Origin of the sequence: Amycolatopsis sp. NPDC051716, from assembly GCF_040681595.1 — a bacterium.
Classification (GTDB): Bacteria; Actinomycetota; Actinomycetes; order Mycobacteriales; family Pseudonocardiaceae; genus Amycolatopsis.
On record NZ_JBFAZA010000043.1, the window covers coordinates 58,178 to 81,362 of the forward strand.

At 73.2% G+C, this 23,185-nt stretch carries 19 protein-coding genes and 2 tRNA genes; 17 read left to right on the plus strand and 4 right to left on the minus strand.

The genetic code is table 11. The annotated features are described in order from the left end of the window. Positions 1-40: 40 nt before the first annotated feature. Together AB0M30_RS40445 and AB0M30_RS40450 are read right to left on the minus strand one after the other, a co-directional pair. Complete coding sequence (locus AB0M30_RS40445) at positions 41-241, minus strand: hypothetical protein (RefSeq protein WP_364595729.1); 201 nt, start codon at positions 239-241, stop codon at positions 41-43. 1 nt (position 242) lies between these two features. Beyond that, positions 243-656 carry a DUF6010 family protein gene (locus tag AB0M30_RS40450; protein ID WP_364595732.1) on the minus strand — a complete coding sequence of 138 codons (414 nt, stop codon included), beginning with the start codon at positions 654-656 and terminating at the stop codon, positions 243-245. A 119-nt stretch (positions 657-775) separates the two neighbouring features. Between AB0M30_RS40450 and AB0M30_RS40455 the strand changes: the two genes are divergently transcribed. From AB0M30_RS40455 to AB0M30_RS40520, 14 genes are all read left to right on the plus strand, one after another. Then, complete coding sequence (locus AB0M30_RS40455; protein ID WP_364595735.1) at positions 776-1,723, plus strand: alpha/beta hydrolase; 948 nt, start codon at positions 776-778, stop codon at positions 1,721-1,723. 52 nt (positions 1,724-1,775) lie between these two features. Next, positions 1,776-2,417 carry a TetR/AcrR family transcriptional regulator gene (locus AB0M30_RS40460; RefSeq protein WP_364595738.1) on the plus strand — a complete coding sequence of 214 codons (642 nt, stop codon included), beginning with the start codon at positions 1,776-1,778 and terminating at the stop codon, positions 2,415-2,417. 112 nt (positions 2,418-2,529) lie between these two features. Beyond that, positions 2,530-3,573: a pentapeptide repeat-containing protein gene (locus AB0M30_RS40465; protein ID WP_364595741.1), complete on the plus strand. Its 1,044-nt coding sequence runs from the start codon at positions 2,530-2,532 to the stop codon at positions 3,571-3,573. A 148-nt stretch (positions 3,574-3,721) separates the two neighbouring features. After that, complete coding sequence (locus tag AB0M30_RS40470; RefSeq protein ID WP_364595744.1) at positions 3,722-5,194, plus strand: amidohydrolase family protein; 1,473 nt, start codon at positions 3,722-3,724, stop codon at positions 5,192-5,194. After that, positions 5,191-6,312 (plus strand): M20 family metallopeptidase, encoded by a 1,122-nt coding sequence (locus AB0M30_RS40475; RefSeq protein WP_364595746.1) that lies wholly within the window; start codon positions 5,191-5,193, stop codon positions 6,310-6,312. Before AB0M30_RS40470 ends, AB0M30_RS40475 begins: the two co-directional genes overlap by 4 nt. A gap of 23 nt (positions 6,313-6,335) precedes the next feature. Further along, positions 6,336-7,229 (plus strand): GNAT family N-acetyltransferase, encoded by an 894-nt coding sequence (locus tag AB0M30_RS40480; protein WP_364595748.1) that lies wholly within the window; start codon positions 6,336-6,338, stop codon positions 7,227-7,229. Then, positions 7,226-8,329 carry an o-succinylbenzoate synthase gene (menC, locus tag AB0M30_RS40485; protein WP_360171313.1) on the plus strand — a complete coding sequence of 368 codons (1,104 nt, stop codon included), beginning with the start codon at positions 7,226-7,228 and terminating at the stop codon, positions 8,327-8,329. Before AB0M30_RS40480 ends, menC begins: the two co-directional genes overlap by 4 nt. A 17-nt stretch (positions 8,330-8,346) precedes the next feature. Continuing rightward, positions 8,347-9,732: a serine hydrolase domain-containing protein gene (locus AB0M30_RS40490; protein WP_364595751.1), complete on the plus strand. Its 1,386-nt coding sequence runs from the start codon at positions 8,347-8,349 to the stop codon at positions 9,730-9,732. After that, on the plus strand, positions 9,729-10,619 hold the full coding sequence (locus AB0M30_RS40495) for a serine hydrolase (protein WP_364595754.1): 891 nt from the start codon (positions 9,729-9,731) through the stop codon (positions 10,617-10,619). The genes AB0M30_RS40490 and AB0M30_RS40495 overlap by 4 nt, the downstream gene beginning before the upstream one ends. 77 nt (positions 10,620-10,696) lie before the next feature. Then, positions 10,697-12,271 (plus strand): ABC transporter substrate-binding protein, encoded by a 1,575-nt coding sequence (locus AB0M30_RS40500; RefSeq protein ID WP_364595757.1) that lies wholly within the window; start codon positions 10,697-10,699, stop codon positions 12,269-12,271. After that, positions 12,268-13,248, plus strand: coding sequence for an ABC transporter permease (locus AB0M30_RS40505; protein ID WP_364595760.1), 981 nt, complete (start codon positions 12,268-12,270; stop codon positions 13,246-13,248). Before AB0M30_RS40500 ends, AB0M30_RS40505 begins: the two co-directional genes overlap by 4 nt. 1 nt (position 13,249) lies before the next feature. After that, entirely contained in the window at positions 13,250-15,130 is a 1,881-nt protein-coding gene (locus AB0M30_RS40510) for a dipeptide/oligopeptide/nickel ABC transporter permease/ATP-binding protein (RefSeq protein WP_364595763.1), read from the plus strand. After that, positions 15,127-16,083: an ABC transporter ATP-binding protein gene (locus AB0M30_RS40515; RefSeq protein ID WP_364595766.1), complete on the plus strand. Its 957-nt coding sequence runs from the start codon at positions 15,127-15,129 to the stop codon at positions 16,081-16,083. The genes AB0M30_RS40510 and AB0M30_RS40515 overlap by 4 nt, the downstream gene beginning before the upstream one ends. Beyond that, a complete protein-coding gene (locus tag AB0M30_RS40520; protein ID WP_364595769.1) occupies positions 16,080-19,403 on the plus strand; it encodes a serine hydrolase in 3,324 nt (1,107 codons plus the stop codon). The genes AB0M30_RS40515 and AB0M30_RS40520 overlap by 4 nt, the downstream gene beginning before the upstream one ends. Before the next feature lie 76 nt (positions 19,404-19,479). Here AB0M30_RS40520 and AB0M30_RS40525 read toward each other — a convergent pair whose 3' ends face one another. Continuing rightward, the gene (locus tag AB0M30_RS40525; protein WP_364595784.1) at positions 19,480-20,943 is read right to left on the minus strand and encodes a DHA2 family efflux MFS transporter permease subunit; all 1,464 of its coding nucleotides are present in this window, start codon (positions 20,941-20,943) and stop codon (positions 19,480-19,482) included. A gap of 167 nt (positions 20,944-21,110) precedes the next feature. Between AB0M30_RS40525 and AB0M30_RS40530 the strand changes: the two genes are divergently transcribed. Further along, positions 21,111-21,185 (plus strand) — tRNA-Val (locus tag AB0M30_RS40530). Between the two features lie 38 nt (positions 21,186-21,223). After that, positions 21,224-21,295 (plus strand) — tRNA-Val (locus AB0M30_RS40535). Between the two features lie 177 nt (positions 21,296-21,472). On the opposite strand, the gene AB0M30_RS40540 is transcribed toward AB0M30_RS40535, so the two are convergent. Then, positions 21,473-22,069, minus strand: coding sequence for a TetR family transcriptional regulator (locus tag AB0M30_RS40540; RefSeq protein ID WP_364595772.1), 597 nt, complete (start codon positions 22,067-22,069; stop codon positions 21,473-21,475). Positions 22,070-22,162: 93 nt separating this feature from the next. Between AB0M30_RS40540 and AB0M30_RS40545 the strand changes: the two genes are divergently transcribed. Further along, positions 22,163-22,921 carry a class I SAM-dependent methyltransferase gene (locus AB0M30_RS40545; RefSeq protein ID WP_364595787.1) on the plus strand — a complete coding sequence of 253 codons (759 nt, stop codon included), beginning with the start codon at positions 22,163-22,165 and terminating at the stop codon, positions 22,919-22,921. Positions 22,922-23,185 lie beyond the last annotated feature (264 nt).

Below are 23,185 nucleotides of genomic sequence, written 5' to 3' on the forward strand. Positions count from 1 at the left end.
GACCTGGCGCCCGGAGCGTTCCCGCGCGACCAGGCCGTGGTCAGGCGCCGGGATGCCCGCAGGCGTAGACGTTCGCCGAGGCCAGCGTCACGCAGGCGGGACAGGTGTTGACCGGCCGCTCCCGGCGGCCGAAGTAGGGGTGGCGGGCGCCGCACAACGCCTGGAGCACGTCCCCGGGCCGGGGGTCCGGGTGGCACCGGGGACAGTAGGCGTGTGCGGCGCGTTCGACGTCGGCGCTCATGTCACCCGGGTACCCGGGTGTCATGGGCGCCAACCCGCCGCCACGCCCACACGGACCGGCCGCCGGTGAAGCACCAGATCGCGATGACGGGGTCGCAGATCGCGCAGCCGAACGACGAACCGTGGGCGAACGGCAGGATCGGCTGGCCCTTGAAGTGGTGGACGATGTCCCAGCCGGTGTGCAGCAGCCAGCCGATGCCGATGAACGTCCACGAGTCGAGCCCGCGGAACGCGACGTAGGTCAGCAGCGCGCAGAACACCAGCTCCCACGGCCCGAGGGCGCCGCCGGAGAGGTAGGCCGCCCCCGCGCCGCCCACCATGACGGCGTTGAACCGCTGCCGGTGCCGCTCCGGGAGCAGGGAGTTGAGCATGACGTAGGCGAGGCCGATGAGGATCGGCGCCAGGATCTCGATCACGGGGTCCGACGTTAGAAATCGGTGGGCTCGGCGGACAGTGGCCCGGAAGTCAGGGGACGCCGACATCTGGCCACCATTTTAACTCAATCGATTGACTTAAAATGAGGTACGCTGTGGCCATGACCCCGTCCGAGCCCGCGCGCTCCCGCGAGAAGCCGTCGCGGCCCGGTGCGGCCGCGACCGTGCCGTGGTCCGCGGTGGCGCCCGAGTTGCGCGGCCGGGTCCGGTGGGTGCCGCGGCTGCCGCTGGAGCGGGCCTGGGTGCGGCGCCTGGTGCGCGCGGCGAGCGCGCGGACGCGGCCGCCGTCGCTGCCGGACGTCACCGTCGAGCTGCGCCCCGGCCTGCGCGTGTACCGGCCGCGGACACCCCGGTCTCGCCGCACGCTGCTGTGGATCCACGGCGGCGGCCTGGTCATCGGCGGGGCAGCCCAGGACGACCGGTTCTGCGCGGGGACGGCGGCCGGGCTCGGCATCACCGTCGTGTCGGCCGAATACCGCCTCGCGCCGGAACACCCGTACCCGGCGGCACTCGAGGACTGCCACGCCGCCTGGACGTGGCTGCGGGGCCACGTCGCCGCCGAGCAGGTGGTCGTCGGCGGCCAGAGCGCCGGCGGCGGGCTCGCCGCGGCGCTCGTGCAGCGCCTGCACGACGAGGGCGAGCGACCGCGTGCGCAGTGGCTGTTCTGCCCGATGCTCGACGACCGCACCGCCGCCCGCCGCGGGCTCGACACCGCCGGGCACCGCGTCTGGGACAACCGCCTCAACCGCTTCGGCTGGCGGGCCTACCTCGGGACCGAACCGGGCGCACCGGTCGTGCCGCTGTACGCGGTACCCGCACGGCGGGACGACGTCACCGGGCTGCCGGAGACCTGGATCGGCGTCGGCGACATCGACTTGTTCCACGACGAAGCCGCCGAATACGCCCGGCGCCTGCGTGCGGCGGGTGTCGCCACCACGTTCCACGTCGTGCCCGGCGGGCCGCACGGGTTCGAGGCGTGGGCGCCGTCGAGCGAGCTCAGCCGCCGCTACCTGGCTGCGGCCCGGGCGTGGCTGGGCCGGCTGCGGTGATCGCATCCGTAAGGTGGAGCCCGGCAGGGCGGCTGGGTGACCGGGTGGGTGGATGAACGTCAAGGCGGATCGCGCGAGTGCCACGCGGGAGAGCATCCTCGTCACCGCGGAGCGGCTGTTCGCCGAGCACGGCGTGCACGCGGTGTCCAACCGGCACATCAGCGAGGCGGCCGGGCAGGGCAACAACGCCGCGGTCAACTACCACTTCGGCACCAAGGTGGACCTGGTCCGCGCCATCGCCCGCAAGCACTTCGGCCGGATCGAGCGGCTGCGCGAGGAGCTCGTCGACGCCATCGACGGCGACGGTGAGCTGCGGGACTGGGTGGCCTGCCTGGTCCGCCCGAGCACGAGCTACCTGCACGAACTCGGGGCTCCGACGTGGTTCGCGCGGTTCAGCGCCCAGGTGATGACCGACCCGGCGCTGCGGGCGATCATCGCGGAGGAGTCGCTGTCCTCGCCGGCGCTGACCCGCGCGGTCGAGGGCCTGAACCGCTGCCTGGACGGCCTCCCGCCCGACGTCCGCGCCGAGCGCGGCGACATGGCCCGCCAGCTGATGATCCACATGACGGCCGAGCGCGAGCGAGCCTTGGCCGAGGGCACGCCGACCCCCCGCGCGAGCTGGAACGACGCGGGAACCGGCTTGATCGACGCCGTCACCGGCCTGCTGCTCGCCCCGGTGACCCCGGCTTCCTGACCCGGCCGGACGACACCGGGTCCGGGTTCTGACCCGGCGCGGTCGCTGCTCAGGCCGGAAGTCGCTGCCATCTCGGTTGATCCGAGACCACGGCTGCCGTACTACTTGCCGCATGAGCCGCCCGCGCGAATCGACATCAGCAGGTCTCGTGTTCCGCAGCCAGAGACCTGACCGGGTCTCTCCTCGGTCACTGTTCCTGCACGTCGCGCTCCTCCTGCTGCTGGCTACCGTCGTCGCCATCGGTTTCGGTACTTTGCTGTGGCTCGGGCTGGGCAGTCCGGACGTCACATCGCCGGCGCCCCCGTCGACCGCCACTCCCGGCCGGACGACGGCACCACCCGCGTTGACCGCCGGCGAACGGCTGGAAGCCCTGAAGGTCGTTCTCGCGGTAGTGGCCGGGATCGGCGCGGTCGTCGCATTGACTGTCGCCTACCGCAAGCAGCGCGACGCGGAGCTGGCCGAGTACCGCGAGGACGCGAAGGCCTACGCCGACCGGTTCGGCAAGGCGGCCGACCAGCTGGGCAGCGCGGAATACGTCGTGCGCACCGGAGGCGTCTACGCCCTGGCGGAGCTGGCGGACGAATGGATCGACGGCCGGCAGACGTGCATCGATCTCCTCTGCGCCTACGTGCGGATGCCCTACGTCGCCGACACGGCGTCCGCCGACTACTCCGACGGCAACCGGGAAGTCCGCCGCATCATCATCCGCGTGATCCGCAACCACCTGCGTGACGACTGGAGCGCCGTGTCCTGGCGCGGCTACCGGTTCAGCTTCGAAGGCGCGGTGTTCGACTGCGGAGATTTCTCGAAAGCTCATTTCCGCGGCGGGAACGTCACCTTCCACAAGGCGCGTTTCGTGGCGGGCCACGTCGAGTTCCAGGACGCCGAGTTCGAGGGCACCCCGGTCTGGTTCAGCAAGGCCGAATTCACCGGCGCGCACGTCGATTTCCGCCGGGCGACCTTCGCGGGTGCCAAGACCTCGTTCAAGGGAGCCGTGTTTTCGGCGGGCCGAGTCGAGTTCGACGATGCACACTTCTCCGCTGGAGAAGTCAGCTTCGAAAACGCCGTGCACGAGGGATCCGTCGCTACCTTCGAAGGTGTCACGCACACCGGTGGAACCGTCGAGTGGGGTCCGTTCTCCGTGCCGTCGGCCTGACCGGGGCAACTCCGCGTGCCGGGACGGACGGCGGTCGGTTCGTCCGCGCGGATGGATCGGGCCGCCGGAGTTCGTCGTCTCGGACGAACGGCTGCGCCGCCGATCCTCCTAACGTCACCTCGATCGGGTGGTGACGAGGAGGCGGCGGGTGCGGACACTTTTGCGGGGCGGCCGGGTCGTCGATCCGGGGACCGGGTTCGACGGCGTCGCCGACGTGCTGCTGGCCGGTGGCGCCGTCGAGGCGGTCGGGGCCGGGCTGACGGCGCCGGACGCGATCGAGGTCGACGTCGCCGGGCTCGTCGTCGGGCCCGGGTTCGTCGATCTGCACAGCCACGTCCACTCCGTCGCCGGGCAGCGGCTGCAGGCGATGGACGGCGTCACCACCGCGCTCGACCTCGAAGCCGGCCTGATGCCGGTCGAGCGGGCCTACGCCGAAGCCGCCGCGGCCGGGCGGCCCCTGCACTACGGCTTCTCCGCCTCCTGGGGCGCGGCCCGGGCGCAGGTCCTCGCCGGGATCGAGCCCGACGCGAACATCGACAGCGGCCTGGCCGTCCTGGGGAACCCCGCGTGGCAACGCTCTTCGTCACCGACGGAACTGGCCGCCTGGCTGTCTCTTTTGGACACCGAGCTCGCGGCCGGCGCCCTCGGGATCGGGGTGCTCATGGGGTACGCGCCGCAGACCGCGCCCGGCGAGTTCCTGGCCGTCGCCCACCTCGCGGCGACGGCCGGGGTGCCGACCTACACCCACGTCCGTGAGCTGGTCGAGGTCGACCCCGCGATCCCGGTCGACGGCTCGGCCGAGATCGCCGCCGCCGCGGGGGAGACCGGCGCCGCGATGCACCACTGCCACGTCAACAGCACCTCCGGCCACCACATCGACCGCGTCCTCGCCACCCTCGACGACGCCCGCCGCGCCGGGTCCCGCGTCACCGTCGAGGCCTACCCCTACGGCGCGGGCAGCACGGCGGTCGGGGCCGCCTTCATCGAGCCGGACCGCTTGCGGCTCAAGGGACTCCGGCCGTCCAGTGTGGTCATCCTCGAAACCGGGGAACGCGTGCGCGACGACGCCCGCCTGCGGCAGCTGCGGCGGGACGACCCGGGAGCGCCGTGCCTGCTGGAGTTCCTCGACGAAGAGGACCCCCGCGAACGCGCGCTGCTGCACCGGGCCCTCGCCTTCCCCGACGCCGTCGTCGCCAGCGACGCGATGCCCGTGTCCTGGCCGGACGGCCGCAGCGAGAGCCTCGACTGGCCGCTGCCGCCCGGTGGCCGGACGCACCCGCGCACCGCGGGCACCTTCGCCAAGACCCTGCGGCTGATGGTCCGCGAAGCGGGCGCCTGGAGCTGGCTCGAGGCGTTCCGGCGCTGTTCGTACCTGCCCGCGCGGCTGCTCGACGACGTCGCGCCCGCGGCCCGCCGCAAGGGCCACCTGGGTGCCGGCGCGGACGCCGACCTCGTCGTCCTCGACCCGGACCGCATCACCGACACCGCCACCTACGCCGACCCGACTCGGCCCTCACACGGCGTCCGGCACCTGTACGTCGCCGGCGTTCCGGTGGTCCGCGAAGGAAAGCTGGACCGGGAAGCGCTGCCCGGCAAGCCGCTGCGGGGTGAGCCGAAGTGATCGACGACATCGAGACGCTCGTCCGGTGCGAGTCGCCTTCGGCCGACCACGAAGCCGTCGCGCGCAGCGCCGAGGTCGTCGCCGGGATCGGCCGCCGCCTGCTCGGCGTCGAGCCCGAACGGATCGTCACCGACGGCTGCACGCACCTTCGCTGGCGGTTCGGCGACGGCGAGCCGCGGGTCCTGCTGCTCGGCCACCACGACACCGTGTGGCCGCTGGGATCCCTGCGCACGCACCCCTTCGAAGTCCGCGACGGGATCCTGCGCGGACCCGGCTGCTTCGACATGAAGGCCGGGGTCGTGATGGCCCTGCACGCCGCCGCTGCGCTGCCCGGCCGCGACGGTCTCTCGATCCTCGTCACCGGCGACGAAGAAATCGGCTCGCCGCTGTCCCGCACCTTGATCGAAGAGGAAGCCAAGAGCTGCGACGCGGTCTTCGTGCTCGAAGCCTCGGCCGACGGCGGCGCGCTGAAGACGCGCCGCAAAGGTGTTTCCCTCTACCGCGTCGAGGTCGAAGGCCGTGCCGCGCACGCCGGGCTCGAACCGGAAAAGGGGGTCAACGCGGGGATCGAGGTCGCCCACCAGATCCTCGCGATCGCCGCGCTCGCCGACGCGGACCTGGGCACCACCGTCGTGCCGACCGCGCTGACGGCCGGGACCACGACGAACACCGTGCCCGCCAAGGCGAGCGTCGCCGTCGACGTGCGGGTGTGGGACGCGGCCGAACAAGAGCGCGTCGACCGCGCCATCAGAAGCCTCGCACCGGTGCACGAAGAGGCCCGGATCCACATCGCCGGCGGCATCAACCGCGCACCGCTGGACGCGGGAGCGTCTTCGGAGCTGTTCGTGCTCGCGAACGAACTCGCGGCCGGGACGCTCACCCAGGCCGCGGTCGGCGGCGCGTCGGACGGCAACTTCACGGCGGGACTGGGCATTCCGACGCTCGACGGCCTCGGCGCGGTGGGCGGGGGAGCGCACGCCGACGACGAACACGTCGTCGTCGCGGAGCTGCCCCGGCGGACCGCGCTGCTCGCCGCGCTCACCGAAACCGTGCTGGCGCAACGCAGTTCGTCCGATCCGACGAACACGCACGAAGAATCCGGTGCGGGACAACGGTGACCGGCGGCGAGCGTCCGGAAAGGATGGTGGGCGTGACAGAAGTCGTGACGAACACAGCCCCGCCGCTGCGGGACGAGGCAGCCGCCGCCGCGGCCGGTGCCGCCCTCGCCTCGGGCGTCCGGATCCGGACCCTGGCCGAGGTCGCCGACCTGGCCGCGGTGTCCCGGCTCTTCGAATCGATCTGGCGGCCCGCACCGGGAAACCCCCTGGTCACCGCCGAACTGCTGCGGGCGATGGCTTCGGCGGGCAACTACGTCGCCGGGGCCTTCGACGGGCCCGAGCTGCTCGGCGCCTGCTTCGGGTTCTTCGGCGAACCCGCGAAGGGAGGACTGCACAGTCACATCGCCGGGGTCGCGACTCCCGGGCACGGCCGCGGCATCGGCTTCGCGCTCAAGCTGCACCAGCGCGCGTGGGCGCTGCGCCAGGGGGTCGCGGAGATCTCCTGGACGTTCGACCCGCTGGTGCGCCGCAACGCCCACTTCAACCTGACCAAGCTCGCCGCCCGCCCGGCGCACTACCTGCCGGACTTCTACGGCCCGATGCAGGACGGCATCAACGGGACCGGCGACACCGACCGCCTGATGGTCGCCTGGGACCTGGCGAGCCCGTCCGTGCGGACGGCCGCCGCCGGCCGGCCGGACCGGGTGGACGCGGCGGCGCTGCGGGCCCGGGGAGCCGCCGTCGCGCTGGCGGCCGGCCCGGACGGCGGCCCGGTCACCGGTGCCGCGGACGCGCCGGTGGTGCTGGTCGCCGTCCCGCCGGACATCGAGGCGCTCCGGCGCACCGACCCGGACCAGGGCCGGGCGTGGCGGGTCGCACTGCGGGAAGTCCTCGGCGGCCTGCTGGCCGGGGGCGCCTCGGTCACCGGATTCGATCGTGCCGGCTGGTACGTGCTCAGCAAGGAGCCTTCGTCGTGAAACTCACCGGTGTGGAACTCCTCCGCGTGCGGATGCCGTTGGTGGCCCCGTTCCGGACGTCGTTCGGGACGCAGTCCGCGCGCGAACTGCTGCTCCTGCGGGTGGTGACGTCCGAGGGCGAAGGCTGGGGCGAGTGCGGGGCGATGGCCGGCCCGCTCTACTCCTCGGAGTACATCGACGGCGTCGAGCACGTGCTGCAGGCCTTCCTCGTGCCCGCGCTCCTCGCCGCCGGAGACCTCACGGCGCACAAGGTCGCGCCGCTGCTGGCGAAGGTCAAGGGCCACCGGATGGCCAAGGCCGCGCTGGAAATGGCCGTGCTCGACGCCGAGCTGCGCGCGCACGGCCTGTCCTTCGGCACGGCGCTCGGGTCCACAACGGACTCCGTGCCGTGCGGGGTGTCGGTGGGGATCATGGACTCGATCCCGCAGCTGGTGGACGTCGTCGGCGGCTACCTCGACGCCGGGTACCTCCGCATCAAGCTGAAGATCGAGCCCGGCTGGGACGTCGAGCCGGTGCGCGCGGTCCGCGAACGCTTCGGCGACGACATCCTGCTGCAGGTCGACGCGAACACCGCGTACACGCTCTCGGACGTCCCGCAGCTGCAACGGCTCGACCCGTTCGGGCTGCTGCTGATCGAGCAGCCCCTGGAAGAGGAGGACGTGCTCGGCCACGCCGAGCTGGCCCGGCACCTCCGGACACCGATCTGCCTGGACGAGACGGTCGTGTCGGCGGCGTCGGCCGCGGCCGCGATCCGGCTCGGCGCCTGCCGGATCGTCAACATCAAGCCCAGCCGGGTCGGCGGCTACCTGGAAGCGCGGCGGGTGCACGACGTCTGCGCCGCGCACGGCATCCCGGTCTGGTGCGGCGGGATGCTCGAAACCGGGCTCGGCCGGGCCGCCAACGTCGCGCTGGCGTCGCTGCCCGGGTTCACCCTGCCCGGCGACACCTCGGCGTCGGACCGGTTCTACCGCACCGACATCACCGAGCCGTTCGTGCTCGAGGCCGGACGGCTGCCGGTGCCGTCCGGGCCCGGTCTCGGCGTCACGCCGATCCCGGAGCGGCTGGCCGAGGTGACCACCGCGAAGTCCTGGCTCGCCTAGCGAAACGAGAGGTCCCCATGCCGAAACTCCCCGCACTCTCCGCCTGGCTGGAATCCCGGCTCCCCGCCCTGCTGGCCGAGCACCACGTCCCCGGCGCGGCCGTCGCCGTGTACGCCGGCGGCGAGATCATCGACCACGCCGCCGGGGTGCTCAACACGGGCACCGGCGTCGAAGCGGACGTCGATTCGCTGTTCCAGATCGGGTCGATCACCAAGGTCTGGACGACCACCCTGGCCATGCAGCTCGTCGACGAGGGTGTTCTCGCCCTTGAGGAGCCGGTCCGGAAGTACCTGCCGGAGTTCGTGCTCGCCGACGACGACGCGGCCGCGCGGATCACCGTCCGGCAGCTGATGTGCCACACCGCCGGGTTCGAGGGGGACATCTTCACCGACACCGGCCGCGGCGACGACTGCGTCGAAAAGTACGTCGCCACCTTGGGCGACGTGCCCCAGCTGTTCGCCCCCGGCGAGATGTTCTCCTACAACAACGCCGCGTTCTGCGTGCTCGGCCGGATCGTGGAAGTCCTGCGCGGCAAGCCCTACGGCGAATGCCTCCAGGACCACCTGTTCACCCCGCTCGGCCTGACGCACGCGGCGCCGAGCCCGTACGAGGCGATCCGGTTCCGGGCCGCGCTGGGCCACCTGACGCCGTCGCCCGGCGCCGACCCGGAACCCGCCGGCACCTGGGCGCTGGCGCCGTCCAACGCCCCCGCCGGCTCGATGCTCGCCATGCGGCCGCGCGACCTGGTCACGTTCGCCGCGATGCACCTGAAGGACGGCGAAGGCCCCGACGGCACCCGAGTGCTGAGCGCGGACAGCGCCCGCGCCATGCGGGAACGCCTGGTGGAGCTGCCCGACCTGGGTATCTTCGGCGACGCGTGGGGCCTCGGCTGGTCGCTGTTCGACTCGCCCGGCGGCCAGGTGGTCGGCCACGACGGCGGCACGATCGGCCAGTCCGCGTTCCTGCGCGCGGCCCCGGAGCACGGCGTCGCGGTGGCCTTGCTGACCAACGGCGGCGACCCGATCGCCGTCTACGCCGAGGTGATCGGGCACATCCTGCGCGAGCTGACCGGCATCGAACTGGCCGCGCCGCCGGTGCCCGACCCGGCCGCGCCGCGCTTCGACGCCTCGCGGTACGTCGGGGAGTACTCGTCGTCGGTGGCGGACATCGTGGTCAGCCAGGACGACGACGGCCGTGTCTGGGTCGAGCGCGTCCCGAAGGGGATCTTCGCGGAGCTGGCCAAGCCGGAGAAGATCGAGCTGGTCGCGCTGAACGGCGACACGCTGATCCTGGCCGAGCCGATGCAGGGCATGTACGTGCCGCACGCCTTCGTCGGGGACGACGGCACCGGCCGCGCGCTGTACCTGCACACCGGCCGGGCCGATCGGCGGGTGACCGCGTGAGCGGCGTCGAGGCGGAGATCGCCGGCATCTTCGCCTCGGTGGGCGCGCACGGCTTCCTGCACGCGCGGGAAATCGGCGGCGGACCGGAGGTCGCCGTCGGCGCGGACGACCCGGTGGTGCTGGCGTCGGTGTTCAAGATCCCGGTCGCCGTCGCCTACGCCCGCGAAGTGGCCGCGGGGCGGCTCGACGAGACCGCCCGGACCCGCGTCGGCTCGCGCTACCGCATCGGCGGCATCGGCACCGCGGGCTGCGCCGACGACGTCGAAATGAGCTGGCGCGACCTCGCGCTGTTCATGCTGACGATGAGCGACAACGCCGCCACCGACGTCGTCTACCACCGGATCGGGCAGCAGGCCGTCGACCGCGTCCTCGCCGACCTCGGCTTGCACCGCACCCGGCTGATCGGCTGCTGCGAGGACCTGTTCGCCTCCGTCCTCGCCGACGTCGGGGCGTCCGGAGACGCCGACATCGACGCCGTGTTCGCGGGCGCGACGCCGGAGCAGACCTGGAAGCTCGCGGTGCTGGACCCCGCGCGCACGACGTCGTCCACCCCGCGCGAGATTTCCGAGCTGCTCGACGCGGTGTGGACCGACCGCGCCGGGGAGCCCGCGGCGTGCGAGCGGGTCCGCTCGATGATGGCGCGGCAGATCTGGCCCCACCGGCTCTCGTCCGGCTTCGGCTCGGACGTCGCGATCGCGGCCAAGACCGGGACACTGCCCGCGGTCCGCAACGAGGCCGGCGTCGTGTCCTTCCCGGACGGCCGCAGCTTCGCCGTCGCGGTCTTCACCCGCGCGAACTCCCTGGCCGAACGGCAACCCGCCATCGACGCGGCGATCGGCCGGGCCGGCCGGCTCGCCGTGGACCACCTGCGGAAGGAAACCCCATGACCCACACCCAGTTCTTGCGGGGGTCCGGGTGGCGGAGCCCCCGGCCCGGGGCGAAGCCCCGGTTTGGCACACGACCGGTGGTGGTCCTGCTGGGCGCGCTCGCCCTCGCGGCCACGGCCTGCGGGGGACCGGGTGGCGCCGGCGCGGCCGGCGGCGCGTTGGCCGACGGCAAGACGTTCAACCTCGGGATCGCCTCCGACCCGGGCAACCTGGATCCGCACATGTCGGTGCTGGCCGTGACCGGCCAGGTCGACCGGTTCCTCTACGACTCGCTGCTCGAACTCACCCCCGACGGCAAGCCCCTGCCCGCGCTCGCCGAAAAGTGGGACGCCACGACGACCACGGCGTCGTTCACCCTGCGGCCCGGCATCACCTGCGCGGACGGCAGCCCGCTGACCGCCGCCGACGTCGCCGCGAACATCGGGTTCGTCGGCGACCCGGCGAACAAGTCGCCGTTCGCCGGCCTGACGATCGCGCCGGGCACGAAGGCCACCGCCGACGAAGCCACCCGGACGATCACCGTCACCAGCGGCGCGCCCGACGCGTTCCTGCTCCGCAACGTCGGCGGCCTGCCGATCGTCTGCGGCAAGGGCCTGGCCGACCGGAAGCTCCTGGCCAAGGGCGGCAGCGGCACCGGCATGTTCGCCGTCTCCGAGATCGTGCCGAACGACCACTACACGTTCACCCGCCGCAAGGACTACACCTGGGGACCGGGGGACTGGAAGGCCCAGCAGGCCGGCCTGCCGGAGAAGGTCGTCGCCCGGGTCGTCCCGAACACCTCGACCGCGGCGAACCTGCTGCTTTCCGGTGAGCTGAACGCCAGCCAGATCAACGGGCCGGATCGCCAGCGCCTGGAAGCGCGGAAGCTCTTCCACGCGGATTTCCTCGCCCCGCTCGGGGAGATCTTCTACAACCAGGCTGCCGGGCGCCCCGGCCAGGACGAGTCCGTGCGGCGCGCGCTGACCCAGGCGCTCGACCTCCCCCAGCTCGGCAAGGTGCTGACCAACGGCACCGGCAAGCCGTCGCAGAGCCTGGTCACCGCCGAGCCGAAGGCGTGCTCGGGCGACACCGTCAGCGGCCACCTGCCCACGCACGACCCGGCGGCGGCCGCGTCCGCTTTGGACGGTGCGGGCTGGAAGGCCGGCCCGGACGGCGTGCGCGTCAAGGGCGGCAAGCGGCTGGCGCTCACCGTCCTCTACGGCACCCAGCTCGGCCCGACGATGGCGCCCACCGCCGAACTGGCCCAGCAGACGTGGAAGTCCCTCGGCGCCGACGTCACGCTCAAGGCCGTCGACAGCCCGGGGCTGTCCCAGGTGCTGTTCGGCACCGGCGAGTGGGAGGTGTCGCTCGGCCCGGTCGGGCTCACCCTGCCGAGCCAGCTGGTGCCGTTCGTGTCCGGTCCGGCGGCGCCGGACGGGACCAACTTCGGCCACATCGCCAACCCGGAGTACGAGCAGGGCGTGAAGCAGGCGGCCGCGATGAGCGGCGAGGCCAGCTGCCCGGCCTGGCAGGCCGCGGAGACCGCGTTGGTCAAGCGCGTCGACGTGGTGCCCTACATCGACTCCGTGGTGCCGTACTACGCGAGCGGTTCGCGGTTCGACGTCAGCCAGGGCAGCGTCACGCCGTCGTCGATCCGGATGTACGCGCGATGACCACCGCGGCGGCGCCGGCCCGCCTGCGCGGCGGACCGTGGCCGGCGTTCGCCGCCCGGCGGCTGACCCGCTTCGCCGTCTCGCTGTGGGCGCTGGTCACCGCGGCCTTCCTGATGATCCACCTGGTGCCGGGCGACCCGGTGCGCGCCGCGCTCGGGATGACCGCCCCGGCCGACCTGGTGCGGGCGAAACGGCTGGAACTCGGCCTGGACGACCCGCTGTGGGTGCAGTACGGGCACTACCTGCGCGGCCTGCTCACCGGCGACCTCGGGACGTCCATGGCGAGCGGCCAGCCGGTCACGCAGGTGATCGGCGACCGGCTGCCGGCGACCCTGCAGCTGGCGATCCCCGCCTTCGCCGTCGTGGTGGCCGTCGCGATCCCGGTCGGCGTCGTCTTCGCGGTGCTGACCCGCGGCGGCCGCCGCCGGGGCGGCGAGCTGGCGTTCACGTCGGTGAGCGTCTTCCTCGCGGCCGTGCCGGAGTTCCTGGTGGCGGTCGCGCTGGTGGCGCTGTTCGCGGTCGGCCTCGGCTGGTTCCCGGTGGCCGGCGGCGACGACGTGAGCGCGTACGTGCTGCCGGTCGCCGCCCTGGCGACCGGGCCGGCGGCGGTGCTCGCCCGGATGGTCCGGGTGGAGCTGCTGTCCGTGCTGGGCGCCGACTTCGTCCGCACCGCGCGGGCGAAGCGGCTGCCCGCGCGGCTGGTCTACGTCCGGCACGCGCTGCCCAACGCGCTGACCGCGACCCTGACGCTGGGCGGGCTGATGCTGACCGGCCTGGTCGCGGGCACGGTGCTGGTGGAGAACGTGTTCGCCTGGCCCGGCCTCGGCTCGACGATCGTGCAGTCGATCCTGCAGAAGGACTACCCGCTGGTCCAGGGGATCGTGCTGGTCTACGGCGTCGGCGTGCTGCTGGTGAACCTGCTGGTCGACGTCGTGCTCGGGCTGCTCGACCCGCGCTCGGCCATTCGGGAGGCGTGAGATGGCTCGACGCGGTTCGGTGTGGACGGCGGCCCTGCGCACGCCGGTGGGCGCGTGCTCGGCGGTGCTGCTGGCCCTGGTCGTCGTCCTGTCGGTGCTGGCGCCGCTGCTGTGGGGGGACGGCGCGGCCGCGATCGACACCGACGCGATCGGCCAGGGACCGTCCGGGGCGCACCCGTTCGGCACCGACTCCCTCGGCCGCGACCTGCTGCTGCGCACCCTGGTGGCGACCCGGCTCTCGGTCGGGCTCGCCGTGCTCGCCACCGCGATCGGCGCCGGCACCGGCGTCATCCTCGGCACGCTGCCGTCGGTGCTGCCTCGCCGGTTGGGCCGGCTGCTCACGGCGGTCGTCGACATCGCCGTCGCGTTCCCCGGGCTGCTGCTGGCCCTGTTCCTCGCGGTGATCTTCGGCGTCGGCACGCACGGCGCGGTGCTCGCGATCGGCTTCGCGATGGCGCCGGCGTTCGCGCGGCTCGTGCAGACGCTCTCGGCGTCGGTCAGCGGGCGCGACTTCGTGGCCGCGGCCCGGATCGCCGGCGTCGGCCGGGTCCGGCTGCTGGCCCGGCACGTGCTGCCGAACATCGGTGAGCCGCTCGTCGTCAACGCGACCATCGGGGCCGGCTCGGCGCTGCTCGCCTTCGCCGGGCTGTCGTTCCTCGGGATCGGCGTGCAGGCACCGGACTACGACTGGGGACGGCTGCTGCGCGAAGGCTTGGACGGCATCTACGTCAACCCCGCGGCCGCGCTCGCCCCCGCCGCGGCGGTGGTGCTCGCCGGGCTGGCGTTCAACCTGGTCGGCGAGACGGTCGCCGCGGTGGTCGGGGTCCGGACCCGCGCGAGGAGGCGCGGGGCACCGCCGCTGCCGGCGGCGCGGCCCGCGCTCGCGCAGCCGCCCGCGGACGCGGTGCTCGTGGTGGAGAACCTCCGGGTGGCGTTCCCCGGCCCGGAGGGCTGGACGGTCCCGGTGCGCGGAGTCAGCTTCAGCGTCCGGGCCGGCGAAGCGATCGGCGTGGTCGGCGAGTCCGGTTCCGGCAAGAGCCTGACCGCGCTGGCCGTGTCCCGCCTGGTCGAAGCGCCCGGCGTGGTCACCGCCGACCGGCTCGAGTTCGCCGGGACACCGCTGGCGGAGGCGTCGGACCGCGAGCTCGGCACGGCGCTGGCCATGGTGTTCCAGGACCCGATGACGTCGTTCAACCCGGCCCGCCGCGTCGGCGGCCAGCTGGCCGAGGTGTCCGAGCAGCACCACGGCCTGTCGCGGCGTGCGGCGTTCGCCCGCGCGGTGGACCGGCTGGCCGCGGTGCGCGTCCCGGCCGCCGAGCGGCGCGCCCGGCAGTACCCGCACGAGTTCTCCGGCGGCATGCGGCAGCGGGCGATGATCGGGATGGGCCTGATGGGCCGGCCGAAGCTGATCGTGGCCGACGAGCCGACCACCGCCCTCGACGTCACCGTGCAGCGGCAGGTGCTGCGCCTGCTGGCCCGCACGCGCGAAACCGAGGGCGCGGCGATCCTGCTGATCAGCCACGACATCGCCGTGGTTTCCCAGACGTGCGAACGGATGCTGGTGATGTACGCCGGCCGGATCGTCGAGGACCTGCCGACCGGGAGCCCGGCCCGGCACCCGTACACGCGGGCGCTGCTGGCCACCACGGTCGACCTGGAAACCGACCGCGACCGGCCCCTGGAAGTCATCCCCGGCCGCCCGCCGGAACCCGACCAGGTGCCCGAAGGCTGCGCGTTCGCCGCCCGGTGCCCGCTGGCTTCGGAGCGCTGCCGCACCGAAGACCCGGTGCTCGAACCGGCGGCGGACGGCCACCGGGTCGCCTGCTGGCACCCGCAGGTCACCGTCCTTTCCGGACAGTCCCATGAGGAGGGTGCCGCATGAGTGCGCTCGAGTTCGACGCGGTGAGCGTCCGCTACGGCAAGCTGACCGCGGTCGACGGCGTCAGCCTGACCGTCCCTTCAGGACAGGTCGTCGGCCTGGTCGGCGAGTCCGGCTCCGGAAAGTCGACGCTGGCCAGGGCGGCCGCGGGGCTCGCGCCGGTCAGCGCCGGCCGGGTGCTGCTCGACGGCGTCGACGTGCGGCGGCTGCCCCGGCGGCGTCCGCTGCAGATGGTGTTCCAGGACCCGTATTCGTCGCTGGACCCGCGGATGGCGATCGGCGAGTCCATCACCGAGGCGATGCCGCCGGGCACGTCCCGGGCCGAGCGGCGGGCCGAGGTCGACCGGCTGCTCGAACTGGTGAACCTCGACCCGGGCAGTGCCGCGGCGCTGCCCGGCCGGCTCTCCGGCGGGCAACGGCAGCGCGTCGCGCTCGCCCGGGCGCTGGCCGGGCGGCCGAAGGTGCTGGTCGCCGACGAGATCACCTCCGCACTCGACGTCTCGGTGCAGGGCGCCGTGCTCAACCTGGTCCGGGACGTGCAGCGGCGGCTGGCGCTGTCGATGCTGTTCATCTCGCACAACCTCGCCGTGGTGCGGTACGTCAGCGACGTCGTCGCGGTGATGTACCTCGGCCGGATCGTCGAGGCCGGGCCCGCCGAGCAGGTCCTCACCGAGCCGAAGCACCCCTACACGCGTGACCTGCTGGCGGCCGCGCCGTCGGCGCACCGGCGCCTGCTCGACGACCCCGGTGCCGGCGCGCTCGCCGACACCGAACCCGCCGACCCGCACCACCCGCCGGCCGGCTGCCGCTACCACCCGCGCTGCCCGATCGGGCCGCTCGTGCACGCCGACCGCACCCGCTGCCTCACCGCCGACCCGGCCGACGAGGCGGCGGCCCGGCCCCACTCCGCGGCGTGCCACTACGCCGCGAGCCATCCCACGAGGAGATCCGCATGACCCGACGTCCGGGCACCGACGACCTGTACGCCCTCGAGTTCCCCGAACACCCGGCGATTTCGCCCGACGGCAGCCGGATCGCGTACGTGCTGCGCACCGCCGACCGCGACCGGGACGAGGACACCCGCTCGCTGTGGCTGGTCTCGACCGAATCCGGCGAGGCGCGCCGGCTCACCCGCGGCCCGGCCGACCTGGAGCCGGCGTGGTCGCCCGACGGCACGCGGCTCGCGTTCCTGCGCGCCCAGGACGGCCCGGCGCAGCTGTGGCTGCTCCCCGCGGACGGCGGCGAGGCCGAGCAGGTCACCACGCTCCCGCTCGGCGCGGGAACCCCGGTGTGGCGGCCGGACGGCGCCGAGATCGCCTTCGCCGCCCCCGTCGACCTCGCCGCGGACGAGGGCGAGGACGACGCGGCCCGGACCCGCCGCGCGGGTGCCCCGGTGGTCGCCGACCGGCTCGACTTCAAGGCCGACGGCGCCGGGCTGCTGCGGACCCTGCGCAAGCACGTCCACGTCCTCGACGTCGCCACCGGCGAGGTCCGGCAGGTGACGGCGGGGGACTGGCACGCGGGCGACCCGGCGTGGTCGCCGGACGGCGAGCGGCTGGCCTTCCCGGCGGGACCGGAGGCGGACACCGACCTGACCTTCCGGTCCGGCGCGTACGTCGTCGAGCCCGGTGACCGCGCGAGCGAACCGCGGCTGATCGGCTCGGCCGAGGGCATGTGCGGCGCGGTCACCTGGTCCGCCGACGGCGCCGCGCTGCTCGCCGTCGGCCGCCGCGACACCGCGCCCGGGCACCTCGGGCTGCTGCGGATCCCGCTGGACGGCGGCGAAACCACCGACCTGGCGGCCCCGCTGGACCGGAACGTCATGCCCGGCGGGGCGGGCTACCCCGGCGCGCTCCCGCAGCTTTCCGGCGCCACCGTGGTGTTCTGCGCCCGCGACCGCGGGTACACGCAGCTGTACGCGGTCGACGCCGGAGGGGGTGAGCCGCGGCTCGTCGCCGGCGGAGCCGGGACCGCCGTGACGGGGATGACCGTCGCCGGGGACACCGCGGCGATCGTGCTGGCCACCCCGACGTCCTACGGCCAGATCGCGACGGTCGCCGTCACCGGGGGAGCGGTGGACGTCCGCACCGCGCACGGGCCCGGCGAGCTCGAGCCGTTCGTCTCGGAGGAGCGGGAGTTCACCGTCTCCGACGGCACGGTCGTGGCCGGCTGGCTGCTGCGCGACCCCGCCCGCACCGGCCCGCGGCCGCTGCTGCTGGACATCCACGGCGGCCCGCACAACGCGTGGAACGGCACCGCCGACGCCGTGCACCTCTACCACCAGGAGCTCGTCGCGCGCGGCTGGGCGGTGCTGCTGCTCAACCCGCGCGGCAGCGACGGCTACGGCGAAGCGTTCTACACCGCCGCGGTCGGCGCCTGGGGCGTGGCCGACGCCCGCGACTTCCTCGAGCCCCTGGACGACCTGGTCGCCGAGGGCGTGGCCGACGCGCGCCGGCTCGCCGTGGCCGGCTACAGCTACGGCGGCTACATGACCTGCTACCTCACCAGCCGCGACGACCGGTTCGCCGCGGCGGTCGCGGGCGGGGTCGTCAGCGACGTGGTCAGCATGGCCGGCACGTCCGACAGCGGCCACTACCTTGGCGTCTCCGAACTCGGCGCGATCCCGTCGGAGAACCGGGCGCACTACACCGCGCTTTCTCCCTTGTCCCAGGTGGAAAAGGTCCGCACGCCGACCCTGGTGGTGCACGGCGCCGCCGACGACCGGTGCCCGGCCGGGCAGGCCGAGCAGTGGTTCACCGCGCTGCGCGAGCAGGGCGTGCCCACCCGCCTGGTGCTCTACCCCGGCGCGTCCCACCTGTTCATCCTCGACGGGAAGCCGTCGCACCGGCGGGACTTCAACCGCCGGATCGCCGACTGGGTGGAGCAGCACGCGGGGGAGCCGGGCAAGCCGGTGCGGGTGCCGCTCGACGCCGCGCACTGGCGGCGGCGCCTGGCCGCGCTCGCGCGCAAGCACCGCGTGCCGGGTGCCTCCCTGGGCATCCTCCGCGGCGACGACCAGGTGCTCGCGAGCCACGGCGTGCTGAACACCGCCACCGGCGTCGAGGTCACCGACGAGTCGGTGTTCCAGATCGGCTCGATCACCAAGGTGTGGACGGCCACGGTGGCGATGCAGCTGGTCGACGAGGGCCTGCTGAAGCTCGACGCGCCGATCGCCGACGTGCTGCCCGAGCTGCAGCTGGCCGACCCCGACGTCACCAAGCAGGTGACGCTGCGGCACCTGCTCACCCACACGAGCGGCATCGACGGCGACGTCTTCACCGACACCGGCCGCGGCGACGACTGCATCGAGAAGTTCGTCGGCCTGCTGGAGGAGGTCGCCCAGAACCACCCGCTCGGGGCGACGCTGTCCTACTGCAACTCCGGGTTCGTGCTGGTGGGCCGGGTGATCGAGCAGCTCACCGGCCTCACCTGGGACGCGGCGCTGCGCGAGCGGCTGTTCACCCCGCTCGGCCTGACCCGCACGGGCACGCTGCCGGAAGAGGCGCTGCTGCACCGCGCGGCGATGGGCCACGTCGCGGCCGGTGACGGCGAGCCGCGGCCGGCCCCGGCGTGGGGCCTGCCGCGCTCGGCGGGCCCGGCCGGCCTGATCACCGCGCCGGCGGCGGAGGTCCTGGCGTTCGCCCGGATGCACCTGGCCGGCGGCCTCGACGTGCTGTCCGAGGCGTCGGCGGCGGCGATGACCGAGTGGCAGGCGGACATGCCCGACAAGCACACCCTCGGCGACTCGTGGGGCCTCGGCTGGATCCGCTTCGACTGGGACGGCCACCGCGTCATCGGCCACGACGGCAACACGATCGGGCAGTCGGCGTTCCTCCGGCTCCTGCCGGAGCACGGGCTGGCCGTCACGCTGCTCACCAACGGCGGCAACACGCGCGACCTGTACGAAGAGCTCTACCGCGAGATCTTCGCCGAGCTGGCGGGGGTGGCGATGCCCCGCCCGATCTCGCCGGCCGCCACCCCGCCGTCCGTGGACTTCGCGGAGTTCCTCGGGGTCTACGAGCGCGCGTCGATGCGGATCGAGGTCTTCGAGGGGGACTCGGGCCTGCGGATGCGGCAGACGATCACCGGCCCGATCGCCGCGCTGGTCCCGGAACCGACGACGGAACACGACCTGGTCCCGATCGGCGGCCCCCAGTTCGCCTTCCGCGAGCCGGGCGCACGGTCCTGGATCTCGGCGACGTTCTACACGCTGCCGACGGGGGAGCGGTACCTGCACTGCGGTGTCCGCGCGACCCCGCAGGTCGCGGCCGGGTAGACCCGTTCGCCGCGAACTCCCGCTTCCGCTCGCAGGCCTGCCCCCGGCCTTCGTCGAGCGGAAGCGGGACCTTCGCTCAGTGCTCCGAAGCAGACACAGTGGACGATGCAGCCGCTGTGGCCGGCCCGCGCCGGATCAGCCAGCTGCCCGCGAAGGCAACCAGCCCGATGACTCCGGCGAGGATGAACGCCGCCCGCAGGCCCGATCCGTCCGGGCTGGCCGCCGTCGTGTCGTGGCTGCCCAATGTCGCCACACTGATGAACACCGCGGTGCCGAGCGCGCCCGCGACCTGCTGCAGCGTCGAGAGGATCGCGCTGCCGTGCGAATACAGGTGTTCGGGCAGCGAGCCGAGCGACTCGGTGAACAGCGGCGTCATCATCAGCCCGAGCCCGGCCATCATCAGCACGTGGATCCCGATCACCGCGATCAGCGGCGAATCCGGCCCCAGCACCGCGAACAGCCACAGCGAAGCGGCCATCGCCGCCGCGCCGGGGATGACGAGCGGGCGGCCGCCGACCTTGTCGAACAGCGCGCCGACCGGGCGGCCCAGCAGCCCCAGCACCAGCCCGCCGGGCAGCACGGCCAGCCCGCTGACGAACGTGCTCGTGTGCAGCACCGTCTGCAGGTACAGCGGCAGCATGATCGCCGCGGCGCCGATCAGGCACATGAACAGCAACGCGGTCAGCACCAGCGAGACGACGAAGCTGCGGTGGGTGAACGGCCGCAGGTCCAGCAGGGCGCGGTCCCGGCGCTGCAGCCGCAGCTGCCGCCAGGTGAACACCACCAGGGACACGACCCCGACGACGATCGGTACCCAGCTCGGCACCGGCGGCTCGGCCCCGGCTTGTTCCCCGCTCGACGACAAGCCGTACAGCACCCCGCCGAACCCGATCGCGGACAGCAGCACCGACGGCAGGTCCAGCGGCACCTGACGGCGTTCCCCGTCGAGCCGCAGCATGAGCGCCCCGGTCACCAGCGCGGCGACCGCCAGCGGCAGCACGATCCAGAACATCCAGCGCCAGCCCAGCGACGACAGCACCGCACCGCCGATGGTCGGCCCGATCGCCGGCGCGACCGCGATGACGATCGTGATCGTGCCCATCGTCGCGCCGCGCCGCTCCGGCGGCACCAGCCGCATCACGGTCGTCATCAGCAGCGGCAGCATCACCGCCGTGCCGCACGCCTGCACCACGCGCCCGGTCATCAGCAGCCCGAACCCGGGCGCGAGCGCGCTCAGCAAGGTGCCCAGGCTGAACGCCGACAGCGAGAACAGGAACACCTGCCGCGGCGAGAACCGCTCAAGCAGGAACCCGGTCGTGGGGATGACGACCGCCATCGTCAGCAGGAACCCGCTGGTCAGCCACTGCACGGTGGTCGTCGGCACGTGCAGGTCGACGGTCAGGTCGCGCAACGCGACGCTCAGGATCGTCTCGTTGAGGATCATCACGAACGCGGAAAGCACGAGAACCCCGATGAGGAGTCCCGAGCGCGCCGGGGGGCGGTTCACGTCGGCGGGCGAGGTGGACACGGTTTCGGTCATCGGGGTGGGACTCTCCTGGTCGGCCGGGACGGTCGTGGTGAACACGGACGTCCCTCGCAGTGTGCCCGTTTCGGACCACTCCTGTCAGGCGGTTTTCGGTACACCGGACCCCCCGCACGCCCCCGCGAGGCGTCCGATATGCTTGTCTCAACACGGAGTTCCGCAGCGCGCGATTAGCTCAGCGGGAGAGCGCTTCCCTGACACGGAAGAGGTCACTGGTTCAATCCCAGTATCGCGCACCACGAGTCCACCCCCGGATTTCGTGGGAAGTCAGCACCACGGGCGATTAGCTCAGGGGGAGAGCGCTTCGTTCACACCGAAGAGGTCACTGGTTCGATCCCAGTATCGCCCACGAGAATCGCTGGGAGAGTCCTGCTTGCCGACTGCGCAAGCAGGGCTCTTCTCGTTGTGTCCTGTGGGGGCCGAGCCCCCCCGCCCCCGCCGGGGGCACGCCCCCGGACCCCCGCGCGTGGTTGCGTTTGTGCTGCGGGTGCGGCTTTGATCTTTGATCCACATCGGACCGGTTGGATCACAGCAGGCGGCGTTGGAGCACGTCGGCGATGACTGTGTGGACCATTTTCTCCAGCTCCCCGGTTTCGGGGAGGGTTCCCCGGCGGCGGCCCGCGAAGAGCAGGTGGGCTGCGCCGATCAGGGACACGGATAAGGACTCCACCTCGGCGTCCGCAGCGATGCGGCCCTGTTCGCGCTCGGCTGACAGGTAGCTCTTCAGCATGTCTCGGGCCTCCGTCAGGATGGGGAGGCCGTTTTGGTGGCGCAGGCGGATGCGGAGCTCGTCGCGGAAGAAGACCAGGCTCGTCAAGGCCAGGGTGACCGGGTCGAACAGTTCCGTAAGGGCGTCGATGAGGTTTTCCGCGACCGTCCGGGTGCCCGCCGCCGCGCGCAGGAGTGCCGCCTGATCCGCCAGGCGGGTGATGCGGTCGCGGGTGAACTCGGCCAGGAAGTCGTCGAAGTCGGCGAAGTGGCGGTGCAGGACACCTTTCGCGACGTCGGCCTCCGTCGTCACCGCGCGGCTGGTCAGCGCGTGCGGGCCGTCGCGGAGCAGCACCCGCTCGGCCGCGTCGAACAGCTGCTTGCGCACGTCACGCAGGTGGACCCCGGTCGGCATGCCCCCATTCTCCGGTACGAGCGCCGGTTGCCCTAGTGGGCGATCGCCCATTAAAGTGGGCGCATGCCCACTCAACCCCACGAAGCGCGTGCGATGGCGGAATCCTTCGGGACGGACGCCGAACGCTACGACCGGGCGCGGCCGGAGTACCCGCGCGAGCTGGTGGACCGGATCGTCGCCGCGAGTCCGGGGCTCGACGTCCTGGACGTCGGCTGCGGCACCGGAATCGAAGCCCGCCAGTTCCGCGAGGCGGGCTGCCGCGTGCTCGGCATCGACCCCGACGCACGAATGGCCGCCTTCGCGCGCCGCGGCGGGCTCGACGTCGAGGTGGCGAAGTTCGAGGGCTGGGAGCCGGGCGGCCGCACCTTCGACGCGGTGGTCGCCGGCCAGGCTTGGCACTGGGTGGATCCCTTAGTCGGCCCGGCCAAGGCGGCGCGGGTCCTGCGGCCCGGAGGTCTGCTCGCGGTGTTCGCCCACGTGTTCCAGCCGCCGCCGGAGGTGGCGGCGGCCTTCGCGGCGGCGTGCCAGCGAGTGTTGCCGGACGCGCCCTTCTCGGCGGAGTCCCGCCCGGCGGCGGAGATCTACGACGTGATGTTCACCGGATTCGCCGACGCGATCGCCAAGGCGGACGGCCTCGGCGCCCCGGACCGCTGGCGTTTCGAGTGGGAGCGGACGTACACGCGCGAAGAGTGGCTCGACTTCCTGCCCACAACGGGCGGCTTGACGAGACTGCCGCCGGACGCACTGGCGGAAGTGCTGTCCGAGGTGGGCGCGGCCATCGACGGGCTAGGCGGCAGCTTCGTGCTGCCGTATACAACCTTGGCGGTGGTCGCGACCCGCCTTGACAAATAAAGTTCAGGCGCCCGACCGACCGCCTGGCCCGACCCGCCCGGGACGACCCCGCCCCTAGCTTCGGCCGGGGCCGGGCCCCGGGCCTCTGGGGTCCCGGGCCCGGCCCTGGCGCCCGGCCGCCCGGGCCCGGCCTCGCCGGGCCGGCCCGGCGAGCACACCGCCTGCCGAACCGATACGCAGCCGCCTCAGCGGCCGGCACGCCGGGTCAAGGCACGCTTTCCCGCCTTGACGCGGCGTGACGGCCGTTGAACAATCCGGCGTTCG

Coding starts and splice junctions, on each gene's coding strand:
- AB0M30_RS40445 (WP_364595729.1), bottom strand. CDS start 241: ATGAGCGCCGACGTCGAACGCGCCGCACACGCCTACTGTCCCCGGTGC.
- AB0M30_RS40520 (WP_364595769.1), top strand. CDS start 16,080: ATGACCCGACGTCCGGGCACCGACGACCTGTACGCCCTCGAGTTCCCC.
- AB0M30_RS40540 (WP_364595772.1), bottom strand. CDS start 22,069: ATGCCGACCGGGGTCCACCTGCGTGACGTGCGCAAGCAGCTGTTCGAC.
- AB0M30_RS40465 (WP_364595741.1), top strand. CDS start 2,530: ATGAGCCGCCCGCGCGAATCGACATCAGCAGGTCTCGTGTTCCGCAGC.
- AB0M30_RS40480 (WP_364595748.1), top strand. CDS start 6,336: ATGGTGGGCGTGACAGAAGTCGTGACGAACACAGCCCCGCCGCTGCGG.
- AB0M30_RS40545 (WP_364595787.1), top strand. CDS start 22,163: ATGGCGGAATCCTTCGGGACGGACGCCGAACGCTACGACCGGGCGCGG.
- AB0M30_RS40525 (WP_364595784.1), bottom strand. CDS start 20,943: ATGACCGAAACCGTGTCCACCTCGCCCGCCGACGTGAACCGCCCCCCG.
- AB0M30_RS40490 (WP_364595751.1), top strand. CDS start 8,347: ATGCCGAAACTCCCCGCACTCTCCGCCTGGCTGGAATCCCGGCTCCCC.
- AB0M30_RS40455 (WP_364595735.1), top strand. CDS start 776: ATGACCCCGTCCGAGCCCGCGCGCTCCCGCGAGAAGCCGTCGCGGCCC.
- AB0M30_RS40515 (WP_364595766.1), top strand. CDS start 15,127: ATGAGTGCGCTCGAGTTCGACGCGGTGAGCGTCCGCTACGGCAAGCTG.
- AB0M30_RS40510 (WP_364595763.1), top strand. CDS start 13,250: ATGGCTCGACGCGGTTCGGTGTGGACGGCGGCCCTGCGCACGCCGGTG.
- AB0M30_RS40460 (WP_364595738.1), top strand. CDS start 1,776: ATGAACGTCAAGGCGGATCGCGCGAGTGCCACGCGGGAGAGCATCCTC.
- AB0M30_RS40505 (WP_364595760.1), top strand. CDS start 12,268: ATGACCACCGCGGCGGCGCCGGCCCGCCTGCGCGGCGGACCGTGGCCG.